The organism is Streptomyces thermospinosisporus (genome assembly GCF_039526425.1).
Classification (GTDB): Bacteria; Actinomycetota; Actinomycetes; order Streptomycetales; family Streptomycetaceae; genus Streptomyces; species Streptomyces thermocarboxydovorans.
In genome coordinates, this window is record NZ_BAAAIZ010000030.1 from 31,083 (window position 1) to 48,686 (window position 17,604).

Here is a 17,604-nt window from a genome sequence, read left to right on the forward strand (position 1 = left end):
CGCTCTCCACTTCTCATCGCGGCCCTCACTGCGGGGCTCTCCTTGCGGACGGAAGCTGACCGCAAGCGGCGTTAGCGTGCCGGCATGACCCAGACGAAGCGCACCGCCACCCCGGCCGGCGGCCCCGTACTCGGCACCCGCGCCCTCAACCGGGCCACCCTCGCCCGTCAGCTGCTGCTGACCCGCTCCCCGATGTCCGCGAAGGAAGCGGTGGAGCATCTCGTCGGACTGCAGGCCCAGGAGGTGAAGCCGCCGTACCACGCGCTCGCGGCCCGCCTGGAGGGCTTCCGGCCCGAGGAGCTGTCCGGGCTGCTGGAGCGCCGCGAGGCGGTGCGCATCGTCACCCTGCGCTCGACCATCCATCTGCACACGCCGGACGACTGCATGGCGCTGCGGCCCCTGGTGCAGCCGGTGCGGGAACGGGAGATCGGCATCTTCCGCAAGGGGCTGGCCGGTGTCGACCTGGAGCGGCTGGCCGTGCTCGCCCGCGCCTTCGTGGAGGAGGAGCCGCGCACCATGAAGCAGCTGCGGGAGATGCTCGGCGACGAGTGGCCGGACGCCGACCCGCAGGCGCTCGCCATCGCCGTCCGCTGCACCCTCCCGCTCGTCCAGGTCACCCCGCGCGGGATGTGGGGCCGCGGCGCCCAGGTCGCCCTCACCACCGCCGAGCACTGGCTGGACCGCCCCACGGAGCCCGCCCCCTCGCCCGACACCGTCGTCCTGCGCTACCTGGCCGCCTTCGGGCCGGCCTCGGTGAAGGACCTGCAGACCTGGTCGGGGCTGACCCGGATGCGCGCGGTCTTCGAACGGCTCCGCCCGCGGCTGCTCACCTTCCGCGACGAGAACGGGGTCGAGCTGTTCGACCTGCCCGACGCACCCCGCCCCGACCCGGACACCCCGGCGCCGCCCCGCTTCCTGCCCGAGTTCGACAACCTGATGCTCTCCCACGCCGACCGCACCCGGGTGATCCCGCCCGCCGACCGCCGCAGCACCTGGCAGGCGAACACCTTCTACTGCCCGCTCCTGGTCGACGGCTTCCTCTCCGGCGTGTGGCGCATCATCGGCCAGGACCTCGTCATCGAGCCGTTCCGCGAGCTGTCGAGGGCCCGGCGCACGGAGGTCCTCGAGGAGGGCGCGCGGATGCTGGACACGCTCTACCAGGGGGCCGTCTCGTACGACGTCCGCTTCGGCACGGTGCGCGAGCAGGGGCCGCAGTGACCGTGAGCCGGGCTGCAGTGACCGTGAGCCGGGCTGCAGACGGCGAGGACCCGGCACGGGCTCCCGGCGAGCAGGGCCCGGAGCCGCGGACCTCATCGCCCCCGGATCGTCATGCCAGCAGCTGGCCGAACTCTGCTGCCGTCTCCCCGTACCGGACGTTCCAGCCCTCGACCACGGCCGGCTCGAGGACGGCCGTGTCCACCTCCTCCAGCAGACGCGGTGACGGCTTCCCCGGCGAGTGCTCGTAGTTGAACGCGATGACGTCCAGGAACACCGGACGCCTCAACGGGGTGTTGTCCAGCCGCAGCAGCAAGGCCTCGGCGAGCGCCGGGTACGGGGTGAACTCCGGGTTGCGGAGCCAGTCGGTCAGATCCGTCTCGGGCACGCTGTGGTCGACGCCCGCCTCGCTCAGCGCGTCGATGAACGCGAGGGGCGTCGCCTGCGCCTGCAGGAGCCGGCTCAGTTCGCCGCGGCCGGTGGCGTCGAGGGCCGGCGGCCGGTTGATGAGGCTGAACGCCTGCCTCAGCCAGGCCTGTTCGGCCCGTCGGCGGGTGGCCAGGTCGCTCCAGGGCGGCTCGGCCGACGGCCTGCGGAACGGCGCGGGCATGCGCTGGTGCCGCTCCGTGATCCGGCGCAGGCAGGCGTCGAACTTCTCCTCGTCCTCGGGGTGGATGCCCTCGGTCCATCCCTGGGCCGTGAACACGGCCGTCGCGGACGCCGTCGCCCCGCTTCCGTCGGCCGTGACCACGGCGGGCGTCTCGTAGCGCTCACCGCCGCGGGAGGTGAGTTGCAGTTCGGACGTGGCCGGATCGAGCGTGTAGTCGAGCGAGAAGGCCGTCCCGTCCACCGGAACGCTGACGTTTCCGCCCGGGGCGCTCAGCGGCACTCCGCCGACGGTCCAGGTGAACACGGGCGGCGCGTCGACGGGCACGCCGCTGCCGCCGAAGCCGGTGCTGCGCACCCCGAGGCGGGCGGTCGTGGAGGTGGCGAAGGTCCCCCGGCGCAGCGGGTCGCCGCACGGCGTCATGGTCTGCTGGATCTCTCCGACGGGGCCGACCACGTCGTCGCTCTGGGGTCCCCGGACGATCTCGACCGTCTGCGCCGCGCCCGCGGTGACCGACAGGTCCACCCACTGCCGGCCGGGATCGACCGCCGTGGTGCGCACGACGAGCGGTGTGGTCGCCACGGCGACATCGGTGTCCGGCGAGGTGGTGGGCACCGAACCCCGGTACCACGCGCGCGGCCCCTTGTTCGGGATCTCGACGACCGTGTGGACGACCACGCCTTCCCGCGAGAGGCTCGGCCCCACCGGGTCCATGCCGGCGTCCCAGCCCTCCGGGACGCGGTACTCGACGTAGACCCGGCCGACCCCGTTGGCCGGTTCGCCCGGCGGGTGCAGCACGAGCAGGCAGGTGCCGCTCGGCGCGGACGCGGGGACGATGCGGGCGGTCACCGGGGCACCCGGCTGCGGGAAGGCGGCCTCCGTCACCCGGCCGGCCAGCGCGTCCGGCATGAAGAGGTGCAGGTTCGCGCGTGAGAGGTTCGGGCCCATGGAGAAGGCACCGGGGTGCGGCCAGCCGGCCACTGCCGGTCCGGTGAAGGTCGGCTCGGCGAAGTACGTCGGCCCCGTTCCCAGGAAGCGCCCGGCAAAGGTCGCCGACGACATGAGGTCGTAGGGGGAGCCGTACTCCTGGCCCACGACGATGTTGGCGTCGGCCGGGTCCCAGTCGGTGCCGTTGTTGTCGAGTCCGAAGGTGTGGTCCAGGCCGAGGACATGGCCGACCTCATGGCACATGAAGGTGTGGTTGCACGACATCGCCGGAAGCACGGCGACCGGCAGCCCGTCCACCACGGTCGCGCCCGCGTCGAAGCTCTGGGTGAGGGTGGCGGGCTGGCCCGGCTGCCCCGCTTGCGGATTCGGGACGGTCCGCTCTCCCGGGTGGGTGATGACGACCAGACCGCTGAGGCCGGGCCACTCCGGGGGGTCGGGGAACCGGGCGCGCAGCGCGTCGACGGCGGCGCGGGCCTGGGCCAGACGGGAGGTGTCGTTCCCGATCACCGAGTCGACCCACGGGAACATCGGCGAGTCGACGAAGTCGAGGTGGCCGTGTGAGGTGTCTTCCCAGAACCGCAGCAGGGCGTGGTCGCCGGTCATCAGCATGGCGATACAGGCGGGATCGGGGATGACGGGAACACTGGTGTCGTGCCGGGCACGGATGATGCCGAGGCGTACGGACTTGGCCATGATGGACGGCTCCTTGCCGGGAGGCCCGACGCGCCCGTACTCGGTGCGGATCCGGCACCACGCCATATCTCCAAGCTACCGCGCGACCCCGCGCCTTGCAGCCGCGAGACGGCACGACCGGCCCCCGGGGCACGCCCGCCTCCCCACGGGGGATGAGCCAGATGCCTACGGCCGCTCGCGCCGTCAGTCGGCCCGCCCGGTGACCGCCACCGACACCCCGAGGCCGATCATCGTGCAGCCCCCCGCGCCGCCGATCAGGGACAGGCGCCGGTCGGAGCGGGCGAACCAGGCGCGGGTGGCCGAGGCGGTCAGTCCCCACAGGGTGTCCGTGACCAGGGCGATCAGAATGGGCATCAGGCCCAGCACCAGCATCTGCGCGGGCACATGGCCCGCCGAGTGGTCGACGAACTGCGGCAGCACGGCGGCGAAGAACACCACGCCCTTCGGGTTGGTGACCCCGACCAGGATCCCGTCGAGCACCGTCCGCAGATCCCCGCGCGCCGGTCCGCCGCCGGCCGCCGTGATCTGCTCGGCCCTGAGCTTCGTCCGGTGCCGCAGCGCCTGGACACCGAGATACACCAGATACGCGGCCCCGGCGAACTTCACCGCCAGATAGACCGTCACCGAGCGCTCCACGACCGAGCCGACGCCCAGGGCGACCGCCACGACCAGCAGATAGGAGCCGATGACATTGCCGACGACGGTCGCCAGCGCGGTGCGCCGGCCATGGGCGAGCGCCCGGCCGATCACGAACAGCACGCTCGGCCCGGGTATCACGATCACCAGCAGGGACATCGCCGCGAAGGCGGCGAGGCGTTCCGGGGACACCATGGCTGGGATTGAAACACGGGTGAGGCCCTACAGGTCAGTGCTGTGCAGGGAATCAGTCATGCGCAGCCGCGTGCATTGGAGAGGGGGCGTTGCGGGCTGCTCGTGGAAGCCCGCAACGCCCCCTGGCACTGGCCCGAGAGGCGGTGCCCCTCGGGAAACCGACGGGACCTACGAGTTGACCTGGGCGGTCACCTGCGCGGAGAAGGTGGTCAGCCGGGTGTAGACGCCGGGGGAGTCGGCCGCCGCGCAGCCGTCGCCCCAGGAGGTGATGCCGGCCAGCCGGCCGCCTATCAGCAGCGGGCCACCGCTGTCGCCCTGGCAGGTGTCCACACCGCCGGAGGCGTAGCCGGCGCACACCATGTCGCTGCTGATGTAGCGCGAGCCGTAGGAGTTGCGGCAGCTGGAGTCGGAGACGGTCGGCACGGTCGCGGTGCGCAGCTGGTTGGAGGAGCTGCCGCCGGAGGAGGTGGTGCCCCAGCCGAGGATGCGGGCGGTGGTGCCCGGCGCGTACACGGAGGTGTCCGAGGAGGAGACGTACGGGGCCGTCGCGTACGGCATCGAGGTGGACAGCGTCAGCACGGCCACGTCGTCGCCGCGGGTGACGCTCCGGTAGTCGGGGTGGATCCAGATGTTGCTGACCCTCGCCACCGTGCCGTTGGTGCCGTTGCGGTAGGTGCGCCCGCCGACCACCCGCACGCTGCTGGTGGTCTCGCCGACCATGCAGTGCGCGGCCGTGACCACCTTGGTGGGAGCCACCAGGGTGCCGCCGCAGAACTGGCGCTGCGAGGAGTCGGTGATCTGCATCATGAACGGGTACGCCGACGTGGTGGTCGTCGTACCGCCGACGATCGGCTGGGGAGCGGCACCGGCGGCCGGGGCGGTGAACAGCGCGGTGGCGGCGGCCGCGGCGGTCGCGGCGGCGAGGGCGGCGGTGCGTCTGGCGCGCGTGAGGCGGGACATGGGTCTCCTCAGGGGTTGCCGGTGGGGGATCGCGCGGGGTGGGGGGTGGTGCACGAGGGCCTGGTCAACCGGCCCCGTGTGCCCGGGCGAGCGGCACGCACTTACGCTACGACCCGGAGCGCGGTGCCCCAATGAGGGACTCCCCTAAGGGAGTTGTGAAGGGAAAACCCTATGTCCCCGCCGGCCGGCTCATGTTGATCACGTGCCGGTCGTGGGGGTACCCACAGCTGAGCCGGTGTCAGTTTCAGCCACGGTCGGGTGACTTCGGACCCCATGAGGCCGAGCCCGCCTCACCTGGCCGGGCCCGAACCTCACTTCGTGTTGCGCCCCGCCGCCAGCCGGACGATGTCCACCCGGGAGCGGATGCCGAGCTTGCGGTACACCCGGGTGAGGGTCGCCTCGACCGTCTTGACGCTGATGAACAGGCGCGCGGCGATCTCCCGGTTGGTCGCGCCCTCCATCACCAGCGCGGCCACCTGGCGTTCCATGGCGGCGAGCCCGTCCAGGGCGGCCGGGGTCGCGGCGGGTGCCGCCTCCGGCTCCGCCCGGCCCGCGGCGGCCGCCGCCTCCACCTGGCGCAGCCAGGGCAGCGCACGGCAGCGCCGGAACAGCCGGGCCGCCTCGTCGTAGGCAGGCGGCCCCGGGCGCCGGGAGCGCAGCCGGGCCAGCGCGAACGCCGCCCGCGCCTCCTCGAGGCCGTAGCCCAGCTTGCCGAGCCGGTCCCGCGCGGACGCCAACTGCGCCTCGGCGGCGTCGTGTTCGCCGCGTGCGGCGCGCACCAGCGCCTCGGCGCGGTCCAGTACGGCGAGCACGCCCGCCCGGTCCAGGCGCAGTGCGTGCACCCGGGTGAAGTTGATCAGCTCCTGGGCCTCGCCCGGCTCGCCGATCCGCACCAGCGCCTCGGCGAGGTCGCCCTGCCAGCGGCCGCGCGCCGGGTCGCTGATGCCCATGCCCTGCTCAAGTTCCCGCACCCGCCGCAGCGAACGCACCGCGGCCGCCGCGTCCCCGGAGACCAGCTGGGCGTAGCCGAGCGCGGCCAGGGCGCGCGAGAGGTACATCTGGTCGCCGTCCACCTCGGCGTGGTCCGCGGCCTCGCGGGCCAGCGCCAGTGCGCGGTCCACGTCCCCGCCGGACGCCTCGGCGAGTGAGGCCAGCATCGCGGAGGCGCCCTCGCCGATGCCGGAGTCGCGGGCCAGGCGCAGGCTCTCCCGGGCCAGGTCCAGGGCCCGGCCGCAGTGCCCGGAGCGCAGCTCGGTGTCGGCGAGGAAGCGCAGGAAGTGCACCTCGCTCTCGACCATGCCGCGCCGCCGCGCCTCGCGCAGCAGGGCGGTGATGGACATGCGGGCCTGGGGCAGCTGATCGCTCATCAGCAGCCAGCGGAAGCGGGCCATGCCGGCGCCGTTGTGGTGGCAGGCGACGTACGGGTCCTGCGGCTCGCGCAGGGCCCGCTTGATGGTGACGGGGGCGTCGGGGTGGCCCATCAGCGTCTCGGTGGACGCCTGGAAGGCCAGCGACATCAGCTCCGTGCGCCGGTCCCCGCCCCGGGCGGCCAGCTCCGCCGCGTGCGCGGCCTCTCGGCGCGCCTTGTCGAAGTCGCCGTCGACGACCAGTTCCCGCCAGGCCAGCTGGTAGTGGACCAGCGCCAGCAGCCGCGGGTCGTCGCCGGCGTCGGCCAGCACCTGCGGGAAGACCGCGTCGACCTCGCCGAGCGCCTGCCCGGCCGCCTCGATGACCACCATCCAGGCCCGCACCCGCTCGGCGGGCACGGTGGCCCGGGTGAGCACCTCGCGGGCGATGTCCCGCGCCAGGTCCGCCTCGCCGGCGGTGATCGCGTCCTCCGCGGCCTGCAGCCGCCGCTCGTCCGGTCCGGGCGAGCTGCCGGCGGGGGTGTGCCGGGCGGCGAGCAGCCCCAGCGAGGCGGCGACCGAGGGCGCCCCGCGGTCCCGGGCCAGCGCGGCGGCCTCCGCGAGCCGGGCCGCCACTTCCGGGTCGGTGCCGGTCGTCGCCAGCGCCAGATGCCGGGCCCGCTCGATCGGGTCGGAGGCGGCCCGGGACAGCGCGGTGTGCACCGCTCGCCGCTCGTGCGCCGGGGCCTCCGCGTACAGGGCCGCCGAGATCAGCGGATGCGCGAACCGCAGCGCCGGCTCCTCCGGGTCGGTCGCCAGCAGCCCCAGGGCGGTGGCCTGCGCGGTCTCCGCCTCGGCGTTCTCCCGGCCCGCCGCGTGCAGCAGCGCCAGCGTGGGACGGGCGCCCGCGCTGGCCACCAGCAGCGTGCGGCGCGCCTCCGCCGAGAGCATCTCCAGGCGGCTGAGGACCAGCGCCCGCAGCGAGGTCGGCACCGGCAGCGGCTCGCCCGGCCGGGGCCTGGTGGGGCTCTCGGCGAGGGCACGGCCGAGCTCCAGCGCGAACAGCGGATTGCCGCCGCTGGTGCGGTGGATGTCGCGGGCCGTGGAGCGGGACAGGCCGGTGTAACCGCGGTGGTCGAGCAGCGCCGACACCTGGGCGCGGGTGAACGGCCCCAGCCGCACGGCGAGCGTGTCCGGCGGGCAGGCCCGCAGATGCCGGTCGTACTCCTCGTCCTCGGTGCGCACCGCACACAGCATCTGCACCGGTGTGTCGCCGAGCCGCCGGGCGGCGAAGCCCAGCAGCTCGGCGCTGGCCGAGTCCAGCCACTGCAGATCGTCGGCGACCACCAGCACCGGCCCGTCGGCGGCGAGCGCGCGCAGTGCGGACAGCACCGCCAGGCGCAGCGCGAGCCCGTCCCGCTGCAGGGTGGACTCGCGGCCGGTGAGCGCCGACTCCAGGGCGGTGCGCTGTGCGGCGGGCAGCCGCGGGGCGACCCGGTCGAGGACCAGACCGAACAGATCGGCCAGCGCCAGGAACGGCAGATGCGATTCGGACTCGGTGGCCGAGCAGCGCAACACGGTGCGCGGCGCGGCGGCGTTTTCCGCCGCAAGTGCCCGCAGCACGGTCGATTTTCCTATTCCCGCGGGGCCGTGCAGCAGCACGCTGCCCCCACGGGCCAGCTGCTCGCGGGCGTCGGAGAACAGCTCCTCCCGCCCGATGACCAGGTCGGGGCGGCTCCTGGCAGGCTCCTGGAAGTCCCGTCGCACGGTCACCGCTCCCCTCCGTGTGGCGTGTCCCGGCCAATATTAGGCAACGGGCTGTCTATTTCGGACGGACGGTCTCGTGAGGGAAATAACAGCGGCCGCCGCAACGGCAAATCCAAAACGCTCGTCGGCGGTAATCACGACCGTGCAACGATGGCTGACAGAAATCGCCGCAAACCTACGGCAACCACCCGGCCCGGCGGGCCGCCACGACGGCCTGGCCGCGGGTGCGGGCGCCCAGCTTCCGCATCGCGGAGCGCAGATACGCCTTGACGGTTTCGGCCGTCACGCCCAGCTGGCGGGCGGCCACCGCGTTGGTCGCGCCGGCCGCCACACAGGCCAGCACGTCCAGCTCGCGGGGCGCCAGCCGCACCGGCGCCGAGGGGTCGGGCCCGGCCGTCAGCAGGGAGCACGCCTGCAGCAGCTCCGCCCGCAGGGCCGGGTCCGCGATCCGCGGGGCGAGCGCCCGCAGCGCCGCGTGCGCCTCCCGCACCTGCTCCCAGGCGGCCCCGGACGCCGCGTCCGGCCCCGGCTGCGGGCGGGCCGCCGCCAGCAGTTCACCCGCCTCCTCCCGGACCACCAGCGCCTGCTCCACGTCGCGCGCCGCCTGCACGGCCAGCCCGAGCACCCGGTCGCCGAGCGGCTGAGCCGCGCGTAGCGCCCCGTACAGCACGCCCCGCACCCGTCGCCGCACCACCACCGGGACGGCCACCACCGCGCGCAGGCCCTCGGCGGAGACCGGGCCGTCGTACTCGTGGCTGATCTGCCGCGACGACGAGTAGTCCGTCACCGCGCACGGGCGGGCCAGCGCCAGCGCCTTGCCGCCAAGACCGTTGCCCGCGGTCACCGCGAGCGAGCTGAGCGCGGGCGTGGCCGTGCCGCTGAGCTCGCTGATGCGCACCTGCTGCCGCCCGGGCTCCACCAGACCGCCGAAGGCCACCGGCAGGCCGGTGGTGCGCCGCAGCCGGGCCAGCGCACCGCGGATCTCGGCCGCGTCGTCGACCGCCGTCATCCGGTCAGCTGTCACCTGTTCGCCCCTCCACTGCGGCTTCCTGCGGGCGCACCCCCCCTTTCGGGGGTAGTGAGACCTGCATCACGGATTACACGATGGCGACGAGCCGCTCGGCAAGGCTCCGGGACAGGCCGGGGAAGAGTCCGGGACCGAAGGAGGACACATGACGGCGACGGAGGAGTTCCGCAGGGCCAGGGACTTCCTGCTGGAGCACCGGGAGGACTACGCCACGGCCTACGAGGAGTTCCGCTGGCCCCGGCCCGGGCGGTTCAACTGGGCGCTCGACTGGTTCGACGTGATCGCCGACGGCAACGACCGCACCGCGCTCCACCTCGTCGAGGAGGACGGCAGCCAGACCCGGCTGTCCTTCGCCGACCTCGCCCGCCGCTCCGACCAGGTCGCCAACTGGCTGCGCGACCAGGGCGTGAGTGCCGAGGACCGGGTGCTGGTGATGCTCGGCAACCAGGCGGAGCTGTGGGAGACCGCGCTCGCCGCGATGAAGCTGCGCGCCGTCGTCATCCCGGCCACCCCGCTGCTCGGCCCCGCCGACCTGCGGGACCGCGTCGACCGGGGACGCGTGCGGCATGTGATCGTCCGGGCCGCCGACACCGCCAAGTTCGACCAGGTGCCCGGCGACTACACCCGCGTCGCCGTGGGCGAGGGCGCCGGTGACGGCTGGCTGCCGTACGCCGACGCCTACGGCTCCGCCGAGCACTTCGCACCGGACGGGCCGACCCTCGCCGACGACCCGCTGATGCTGTACTTCACCTCGGGCACCACCGCACGGCCGAAACTCGTCGAGCACACCCATGTGTCGTACCCGATCGGCCATCTTGCGACGATGTACTGGATCGGCCTGAAGCCCGGCGACGTGCATCTCAACATCTCCTCGCCGGGCTGGGCCAAGCACGCCTGGTCCAATCTCTTCGCCCCCTGGAACGCCGAGGCGACCGTCTTCCTGCACAACTACACCCGCTTCGACGCGGTCCGCCTGATGGCCGAGATGGACAAGGCCGGCGTCACCACCTTCTGCGCCCCGCCGACCGTGTGGCGCATGCTCATCCAGGCCGACCTGACCCAGCTGCGCACCCCGCCCCGCGAGGTCGTCGCCGCGGGCGAACCCCTCAATCCCGAGGTCATCGAACAGGTGCGGCGCGCCTGGGGCGTGACCATCCGGGACGGCTTCGGGCAGACCGAGACCGCCGTGCAGGTCTCCAACAGCCCCGGTCAGGTCCTCAAGACCGGCTCCATGGGCCGCCCCAGCCCCGGCTACCGCATCGAACTGCTCGACCCCGTCTCCGGCGCGCCCGGCGCCCAGGAGGGCGAGATCGCCATCGACCTGTCCCAGCGCCCGGTGGGCCTGATGACCGGCTACCACGGCGACCCCGAGCGCACTGCGGAGGCGATGGCCGGCGGCTACTACCGCACCGGCGACATCGGCTCCCGCGACGCCGACGGCTACATCACCTACGTGGGCCGCGCCGACGACGTGTTCAAGGCCAGCGACTACAAGATCAGTCCGTTCGAGCTGGAGTCGGCGCTCCTTGAGCACGAGGCGGTGGCCGAGGCGGCCGTGGTGCCCGCGCCGGACGAGCTGCGCCTGGCGGTGCCGAAGGCGTACATCGTGCTGGCGGAGGGCTGGGAGCCCGGCCCGGACACCGCGAAGGTGCTGTTCGAGCACTCCCGCGAGGTGCTCGCCCCCTACAAGCGGATCCGCCGGCTGGAGTTCGGCCCGCTGCCCAAGACCGTCTCCGGCAAGATCCGCCGCATCGAACTGCGCGAGGCGACGGCGGCCGGTTCGGACAACGAGTACCGCGAGGAGGACTTCCGGTGAGCGCGCTCTCCTACACCCACGGCACCGGCGGCACGGCGCTGCTGGGCGACACCATCGGCGCCAACCTGGACCGCGCCGTCGCCGCCTGGCCGGACCGCGAGGCCCTGGTGGACGTGCCGTCCGGGCGGCGCTGGACCTACGCCGAATTCGCCGCCGAGGTAGAACGGTTGGCGTCCGCGCTGCTCAACTCCGGCATCGCCAAGGGCGACCGGGTGGGCATCTGGGCGATCAACTGCCCCGAGTGGGTGTTCGTGCAGTACGCCACCGCCCGCATCGGCGCGATCATGGTGAACATCAACCCGGCCTACCGCACCCACGAGGTCGAGTACGTCCTGAAGCAGTCCGGCGTCCGGATGCTCATCGCCTCGCTCAGCCACAAGACGAGTGACTACCGGGCCATGGCGGAGGACGTGCGCGGCCGGTGCCCCGAGCTGCGCGAGGTGGTCTACATAGGCGACCCCAGCTGGGACGCGCTGATCGCCCGCGCCACCCCGGCCCCCGCCTACCCGGAGCTGTCCTGCGACGACCCCATCAACATCCAGTACACCTCGGGCACCACCGGCTTCCCCAAGGGCGCCACCCTCTCCCACCACAACATCCTCAACAACGGGTACTTCGTGGGGGAGTTGATCGCCTACAGCGAGCAGGACCGGGTCTGCATCCCCGTGCCCTTCTACCACTGCTTCGGCATGGTGATGGGCAACCTCGCGGCCACCTCCCACGGCGCCTGCATGGTCATCCCCGCCCCGTCCTTCGACCCGGCGGCCACCCTGCGCGCCGTCCAGCAGGAGCGCTGCACCTCGCTGTACGGCGTGCCCACGATGTTCATCGCGGAGCTGAACCTGCCCGACTTCGCGGACTACGACCTGTCCTCCCTGCGCACCGGCATCATGGCGGGCTCGCCCTGCCCGGTGGAGGTGATGAAGCGGGTGGTCGCGGAGATGCACATGGCGGAGGTGTCCATCTGCTACGGCATGACCGAGACCTCCCCGGTGTCCCTGCAGACCCGGCGCGACGACGACCTGGAGCACCGCACCGGCACCGTCGGGCGCGTCCTGCCGCACATCGAGGTCAAGATCGTCGACCCGGCCACCGGCATCACCCAGCCGCGCGGCACCGCGGGCGAGTTGTGCACCCGCGGCTACAGCGTGATGCTCGGCTACTGGGAGGAGCCGGAGAAGACCGCCGAGGCGATCGACGCCGGCCGCTGGATGCACACCGGTGACCTCGCGGTGATGCGGGAGGACGGGTACGTCGAGATCGTCGGCCGCATCAAGGACATGATCATCCGGGGCGGGGAGAACATCTACCCGCGCGAGATCGAGGAGTTCCTCTACGGCCACCCGAAGATCCGGGACGTGCAGGTCGTCGGCGTCCCGCACGAGCGGTACGGCGAGGAGGTCCTGGCCTGCGTCATCCCGCGGGACCCGGCCGCCCCGCCCACGCTGGAGGAGGTGCGCGCGTTCTGCGAGGGCCGCCTGGCCCACTACAAGGTGCCCAGCCGCCTGCAGATCCTGGACTCCTTCCCGATGACGGTCTCCGGCAAGGTCCGCAAGGTCGAACTGCGCGAGAAGTACGCAGGGACGACCGCCGGCCAGGCCGTCGGCTGACAGCCGCCGCCGGGCCCCGGGAACTGCACCAGCCGGCCGCCGGTGATGGTCAGCCGGCCGACCGCCGCATGCAGACCCGGGGCCACAGGTCCAGGCCGATCCGCGCCTCATGGGCGCGGATCTCCCGCAGCCCCTCGGTGAGTTCGCCGTCCGCGAGGGTGCGGAAGCCGAGGCGCGCGTAGTACGGCGCGTTCCACGGCACCTCGGCGAAGGTGGTCAGCGTGAGACCGGCCAGCCCCTCCTCGCGCGCTCGCTCGGCGGCGTAGGCGAGCAGTTCCCGGCCCACACCCCGGCGGGCGGCCCGGGGATGCACCGAGACCTGCTCGACATGCAGCGCCCCGTCCACGGGCTCGGCCATCAGATACGCGTCGGCGACGTCCCCGTCGTCCAGCACACCGACGGCCACCCAGAGCCGCCCGGCCCGCCGGTACCCCTCCAGCACATCGATCCCGGGCGGCTCGTCCTCGGCGACCCGATCCATCCCGAGCCCCCGGAAGGCCTCACCGGCCGCCCGCTCGATCTCCTGAAGCCGGCCCAGGTCACCAGGTCCGGCGGGACGTATGCGCATCCGCCGAGTATCGCCCCGGTCGGCCCTGGCCGCCCCTCGTTTTGCGCATGCTCGCATCCGTCGCGCGCGTCCCCCCACCCGGTTCGGCGTGCCCCGCACCCGTGCTGCTCACGCAGGACCTCTGCTCACGCCCCGCTGCCGTCCAGCTGGTCCGCCGAGGGGTTGACGGGGGTGACCGTGCCGCTGCGTTCGAGAAGGAAGAGGGGGATGCCGAGGGTGTCGGCGCGGGTGTGGGACTCCTTGGTGTAGCCGGTGAGGGAGAAGTAGAGGCAGCCGACGGACTCCGTCATGGCCGTCAGCCACAGGCACTCCACGTCGCGCAGGGTGGCCGGGCGGGCGGAGGGGTCGACATGGGCGAGGACGCCGCGTCCGGCCAGGCCGATGCCGCAGGGCGGGCGGCGGTCGGCGCGGCGGATGCCGCCGTAGCCGAGCCGGTGCAGGTAGAGCACGACTGCGGTGACCGCGTCGCGTGCCGTGCGGATGGTCACGGAGGGCAGGGCCGGGCGTTCCGGGGCGTCTGCCGTCACCGGGATGCGCAGCACGGTGCCGCAGGGGCAGCCGAGCTCCGGACGCGGCCACTGCCCGCGCCGCCCGCAGCTGCCGCAGGGCACCGTGATCCAGTCCTCCTGCCAGGCCCGGTGCACCACCCGGGTGGCCACCCCCTGCTTGTCCAGCGGGGGGACGACGGGCGCGCCGCAGGCGCAGGGGTACGAGGGCGCCGTGTAGCGGTGCGCGCGCCGGCAGGCGGGGCAGCGCACCGCCAGGCTCTGGGGCATGGCCCACTCCCGGATGTCTCTCGGCTCAGGGCAGCGCCCCCATGGTGCTCCACCGCCCGGGTGCCTGTCCGGCGCTTGGCCGCTCTCTTGACGGGCTTCCGCCCGCCCGCCTACATTCTCTTTCAGATCGTAGAAACTGGTTTCCGTAATGCGGAAGTACGGAAACTCCGGAAGTTCACGGAGACAGCTCACCGCGTGGGCGCGACGGGAGTGCGAATCCGATGGCCGAAGCAGGAGTACTCGATGGCTCGAATGACCGCTGCCCGCGCGGCAGTTGAGATCCTCAAGCGCGAGGGCGTCACCGACGCGTTCGGCGTCCCCGGCGCGGCGATCAACCCGTTCTACGCGGCGCTCAAGGCCTCCGGCGGGATCACCCACACCCTCGCCCGCCATGTCGAGGGCGCCTCGCACATGGCCGAGGGCTACACCCGGACGCACCCGGGCAACATCGGCGTGTGCATCGGCACCTCCGGACCGGCCGGCACCGACATGATCACCGGCCTGTACTCGGCGACCGGCGACTCCATCCCGATCCTGTGCATCACCGGCCAGGCCCCGACCGCGGTGATCCACAAGGAGGACTTCCAGGCCGTCGACATCGCCGCGATCGCCAAGCCGGTCACCAAGATGGCCGTCACCGTCCTGGAGGCCGCGCAGGTCCCCGGCGTCTTCCAGCAGGCCTTCCACCTGATGCGCTCCGGCCGGCCCGGCCCGGTGCTGATCGACCTGCCGATCGACGTCCAGATGACCGAGATCGAGTTCGACCCCGACACCTACGAGCCGCTGCCGGTCTACAAGCCCGCCGCGACCCGCGCGCAGATCGAGAAGGCGATGGGCATGCTGAACGCCGCCGAGCGCCCGCTGATCGTCGCGGGCGGCGGCATCATCAACGCCGACGCGGCCGATCTGCTCGTGGAGTTCGCCGAGCTGACGGGCACTCCGGTCGTGCCCACCCTGATGGGCTGGGGCGTCCTGCCCGACGACCACGAGCTCAACGCCGGCATGGTCGGCCTGCAGACCTCGCACCGCTACGGCAACGCCACCTTCCTGGAGTCCGACTTCGTCCTGGGCATCGGCAACCGCTGGGCCAACCGCCACACCGGCAAGCTGGACGTCTACACCGCCGGCCGGACCTTCGTGCACGTCGACATCGAGCCCACCCAGATCGGCAAGATCTTCGCCCCGGACTACGGCATCACCTCCGACGCCAAGGCCGCGCTGGAGCTCTTCGTCGAGGTGGCCAAGGAGCTGAAGGCGGCCGGGGCCCTGCCCGACCGCTCCGCCTGGGCCGCCTCCGCACAGGAGCGCAAGGCGAAGCTCCAGCGGCGCACCCACTTCGACGACATCCCGATCAAGCCGCAGCGCGTCTACGAGGAGATGAACAAGGCCTTCGGCCCCGAGACCCGGTACGTCTCGACCATCGGCCTCTCCCAGATCGCCGGCGCGCAGATGCTGCACGTCTACCGTCCCCGGCACTGGATCAACTGCGGCCAGGCGGGCCCGCTGGGCTGGACCGTCCCGGCCGCGCTCGGCGTCGCCAAGGCGGACCCCGAGGCGCAGGTCGTCGCCCTCTCCGGTGACTACGACTTCCAGTTCATGATCGAGGAACTGGCGGTCGGCGCCCAGCACAAGATCCCCTACGTCCACGTCCTGGTGAACAACTCCTACCTGGGCCTGATCCGCCAGGCGCAGCGGGCCTTCGACATCGACTTCCAGGTCAAGCTGGAGTTCGAGAACATCAACTCGCCCGAGCTGGGCGTCTACGGCGTCGACCACGTCAAGGTCGCCGAGGGCCTCGGCTGCAAGGCGATCCGGGTGACCGATCCGAACGAGCTGGGCGAGGCCCTGGAGCAGGCCAAGAAGCTCGCCGCCGAGTACCGGGTCCCGGTCGTCGTCGAGGCCATCCTGGAGCGCGTCACCAACATCTCCATGTCGGGCACCAATGACATCTCCAACGTGGTGGAGTTCGAGGAGCTGGCGACCCGGCCGGAGCACGCGCCGACGGCGATCAAGCCGCTGAAGGTCTGACGCCCGCGCGCAGGAACGAGGGGCGGTCCCGCAGGGGCCGCCCCTCACTGCCGTGTCCGGCCCCCGCACACTGCGGTACGCAGAAGCAGTTCAGTCCCCTCCGCCTCCGCCGCCCCCGCCGCAGTAGTGGACGCCCCCGCCGTTGCCGGTGCCGCCCCTGGGGTGGTGGCGGAGCATCCCCCGGTCCCGCACCTCGGCCCGCGGCACCAGACCCGCCCGCAGGGCGAACCGCGGCACCAGCACCCGCAGCGCCGGCTCGCCGTGCAGGGCGACGGCGAGCAGCTTGGCGTGGTCCGGCAGACCGCGCCGGCTCGCGGGCACGGGATACGCCTTGCGCAGCACCCGCAGCCGCCGGCGGGCCGCCCGGGTCGCCCAGAGCGCCGGCCACCCCACCAGGCCCGCCGCCGCGAGGCCCACGCGCACCTCGGCGACCGCCCATTTCACCACCGGGTCGCGCACCAACTCCCGCAGGTCGGACGGCTCATGGAGGCACTGGTACACGGCGCTCTCCAGATACAGGGCCCGCCAGTCGCTCCCCACCGGGTCGTCCGGGAGGTCCGCCTCCGGGGCGTCCGGCAGCTCCTCGTAAGACGGCGGCTCTTCGTCGTACCCGGCCCAGGCCGCCTGGCGCAGCTCGGGCGGCGGATCCAGGGCGACTCCCGGCGGCGGCAGCTCCGGCAGCGCGTCGCCCGCCTCGGACTCGACGGCCAGCATCGTCCCCGGGGCGCCCGCCACCACCGCGCCCCGCAGATACAGGGAGACGACGGCGACCGTGACCGCGGCGCACGGGCCGCCGCGCAGCAGTGCGAGCTCATGGGGCGTCTGGCGTACGCCGGGAAGCGGGTTCATGACGGCACCCCCCTCGGAACACGGAGCCCGCCGCCCCCGTGTCGGCGGGTTCCGTGTGCGGGAAGTGTGCCCGCCCGAGGGGGCGCCCCAAGCCTCGCCGGCCCGGTTCAGAGGTTGATTTGAGCATGCCGTAGGCGGGCTACGACGCCTGGCGTAGGTGCGCTCGCGGTATCACCGGCCCGGCGCCGCGCCCCGCCGTCCCTCAGTGCTCGTGCTGCTCGTGCCGCTTCTCGTGCGGCTGGTGGTGGTGCTCGTGGGGCTCCGAGAGGCCCGGCCAGTCGTCGGGGCCGCCGCCCTGCCATTCGATGAAGTCGGCGTCCTCGAGGTCGGTGACGTACAGATCGGCCAGCCGCAGGATCTCGCTGACGTCGTCGGCGTGCGTGGCGATCCCCAGCGTCTCGTCGTCGTCCGTGGTGACCCGCCGGGAGCCGTCCATGGCCGGGGGATGCACCACGATGTGCGGATGCTCCGTCGGATGTGCCATGTCCCCAGACTGCTGCGCACCGCGCCGTTCCGCACGCCGGGGCCACGGTGACCGCCGGGGAGACGAGAAGCGCCCCGGA

General features: G+C 73.0%; 13 protein-coding genes. 4 read left to right on the plus strand and 9 right to left on the minus strand.

Features of this window, described 5'->3' with window-relative positions:
* The first annotated feature begins 84 nt into the window (after positions 1-84).
* Positions 85-1,218, plus strand: coding sequence for a winged helix DNA-binding domain-containing protein (locus ABD207_RS11565; RefSeq protein ID WP_344012218.1), 1,134 nt, complete (start codon positions 85-87; stop codon positions 1,216-1,218).
* Positions 1,219-1,327: 109 nt separating this feature from the next.
* Here the strand turns inward: ABD207_RS11565 and ABD207_RS11570 are convergent, their stop codons facing one another.
* The 5 genes from ABD207_RS11570 to ABD207_RS11590 form a co-directional block, all read right to left on the minus strand.
* Positions 1,328-3,463 carry a zinc metalloprotease gene (locus ABD207_RS11570; protein WP_344012220.1) on the minus strand — a complete coding sequence of 712 codons (2,136 nt, stop codon included), beginning with the start codon at positions 3,461-3,463 and terminating at the stop codon, positions 1,328-1,330.
* A gap of 183 nt (positions 3,464-3,646) precedes the next feature.
* Entirely contained in the window at positions 3,647-4,294 is a 648-nt protein-coding gene (locus tag ABD207_RS11575) for a LysE family translocator (protein ID WP_344012222.1), read from the minus strand.
* Between the two features lie 168 nt (positions 4,295-4,462).
* On the minus strand, positions 4,463-5,254 hold the full coding sequence (locus ABD207_RS11580; protein ID WP_344012223.1) for a S1 family peptidase: 792 nt from the start codon (positions 5,252-5,254) through the stop codon (positions 4,463-4,465).
* 311 nt (positions 5,255-5,565) lie between these two features.
* Positions 5,566-8,373 (minus strand): AAA family ATPase, encoded by a 2,808-nt coding sequence (locus ABD207_RS11585; protein ID WP_344012224.1) that lies wholly within the window; start codon positions 8,371-8,373, stop codon positions 5,566-5,568.
* Between the two features lie 169 nt (positions 8,374-8,542).
* Entirely contained in the window at positions 8,543-9,376 is an 834-nt protein-coding gene (locus ABD207_RS11590; protein WP_344012381.1) for a LuxR C-terminal-related transcriptional regulator, read from the minus strand.
* A 163-nt stretch (positions 9,377-9,539) separates the two neighbouring features.
* Between ABD207_RS11590 and ABD207_RS11595 the strand changes: the two genes are divergently transcribed.
* Together ABD207_RS11595 and ABD207_RS11600 are read left to right on the plus strand one after the other, a co-directional pair.
* Complete coding sequence (locus ABD207_RS11595; protein ID WP_344012225.1) at positions 9,540-11,210, plus strand: AMP-binding protein; 1,671 nt, start codon at positions 9,540-9,542, stop codon at positions 11,208-11,210.
* Positions 11,207-12,820, plus strand: a complete 1,614-nt coding sequence (locus ABD207_RS11600; protein ID WP_344012226.1) for an AMP-binding protein — start codon at positions 11,207-11,209, stop codon at positions 12,818-12,820. The genes ABD207_RS11595 and ABD207_RS11600 overlap by 4 nt, the downstream gene beginning before the upstream one ends.
* 49 nt (positions 12,821-12,869) lie before the next feature.
* Here the strand turns inward: ABD207_RS11600 and ABD207_RS11605 are convergent, their stop codons facing one another.
* Complete coding sequence (locus ABD207_RS11605) at positions 12,870-13,388, minus strand: GNAT family N-acetyltransferase (protein WP_344012227.1); 519 nt, start codon at positions 13,386-13,388, stop codon at positions 12,870-12,872.
* 125 nt (positions 13,389-13,513) lie between these two features.
* Positions 13,514-14,164 (minus strand): hypothetical protein, encoded by a 651-nt coding sequence (locus ABD207_RS11610; protein ID WP_344012229.1) that lies wholly within the window; start codon positions 14,162-14,164, stop codon positions 13,514-13,516.
* Between the two features lie 243 nt (positions 14,165-14,407).
* On the opposite strand from ABD207_RS11610, the gene gcl reads away from it, so the two are divergent.
* Entirely contained in the window at positions 14,408-16,192 is a 1,785-nt protein-coding gene (gene gcl / locus ABD207_RS11615) for a glyoxylate carboligase (RefSeq protein ID WP_344012231.1), read from the plus strand.
* A 90-nt stretch (positions 16,193-16,282) separates the two neighbouring features.
* Here gcl and ABD207_RS11620 read toward each other — a convergent pair whose 3' ends face one another.
* A complete protein-coding gene (locus ABD207_RS11620; protein ID WP_344012232.1) occupies positions 16,283-17,041 on the minus strand; it encodes a TIGR04222 domain-containing membrane protein in 759 nt (252 codons plus the stop codon).
* 202 nt (positions 17,042-17,243) lie between these two features.
* Entirely contained in the window at positions 17,244-17,525 is a 282-nt protein-coding gene (locus ABD207_RS11625; protein WP_344012233.1) for a hypothetical protein, read from the minus strand.
* Positions 17,526-17,604: the final 79 nt, after the last annotated feature.

Coding starts and splice junctions, on each gene's coding strand:
- ABD207_RS11625 (WP_344012233.1), bottom strand. CDS start 17,525: ATGGCACATCCGACGGAGCATCCGCACATCGTGGTGCATCCCCCGGCC.
- ABD207_RS11565 (WP_344012218.1), top strand. CDS start 85: ATGACCCAGACGAAGCGCACCGCCACCCCGGCCGGCGGCCCCGTACTC.
- ABD207_RS11605 (WP_344012227.1), bottom strand. CDS start 13,388: ATGCGCATACGTCCCGCCGGACCTGGTGACCTGGGCCGGCTTCAGGAG.
- ABD207_RS11620 (WP_344012232.1), bottom strand. CDS start 17,041: ATGAACCCGCTTCCCGGCGTACGCCAGACGCCCCATGAGCTCGCACTG.
- gcl (WP_344012231.1), top strand. CDS start 14,408: ATGGCTCGAATGACCGCTGCCCGCGCGGCAGTTGAGATCCTCAAGCGC.
- ABD207_RS11575 (WP_344012222.1), bottom strand. CDS start 4,294: ATGGTGTCCCCGGAACGCCTCGCCGCCTTCGCGGCGATGTCCCTGCTG.
- ABD207_RS11590 (WP_344012381.1), bottom strand. CDS start 9,376: ATGACGGCGGTCGACGACGCGGCCGAGATCCGCGGTGCGCTGGCCCGG.
- ABD207_RS11610 (WP_344012229.1), bottom strand. CDS start 14,164: ATGCCCCAGAGCCTGGCGGTGCGCTGCCCCGCCTGCCGGCGCGCGCAC.
- ABD207_RS11595 (WP_344012225.1), top strand. CDS start 9,540: ATGACGGCGACGGAGGAGTTCCGCAGGGCCAGGGACTTCCTGCTGGAG.
- ABD207_RS11570 (WP_344012220.1), bottom strand. CDS start 3,463: ATGGCCAAGTCCGTACGCCTCGGCATCATCCGTGCCCGGCACGACACC.
- ABD207_RS11580 (WP_344012223.1), bottom strand. CDS start 5,254: ATGTCCCGCCTCACGCGCGCCAGACGCACCGCCGCCCTCGCCGCCGCG.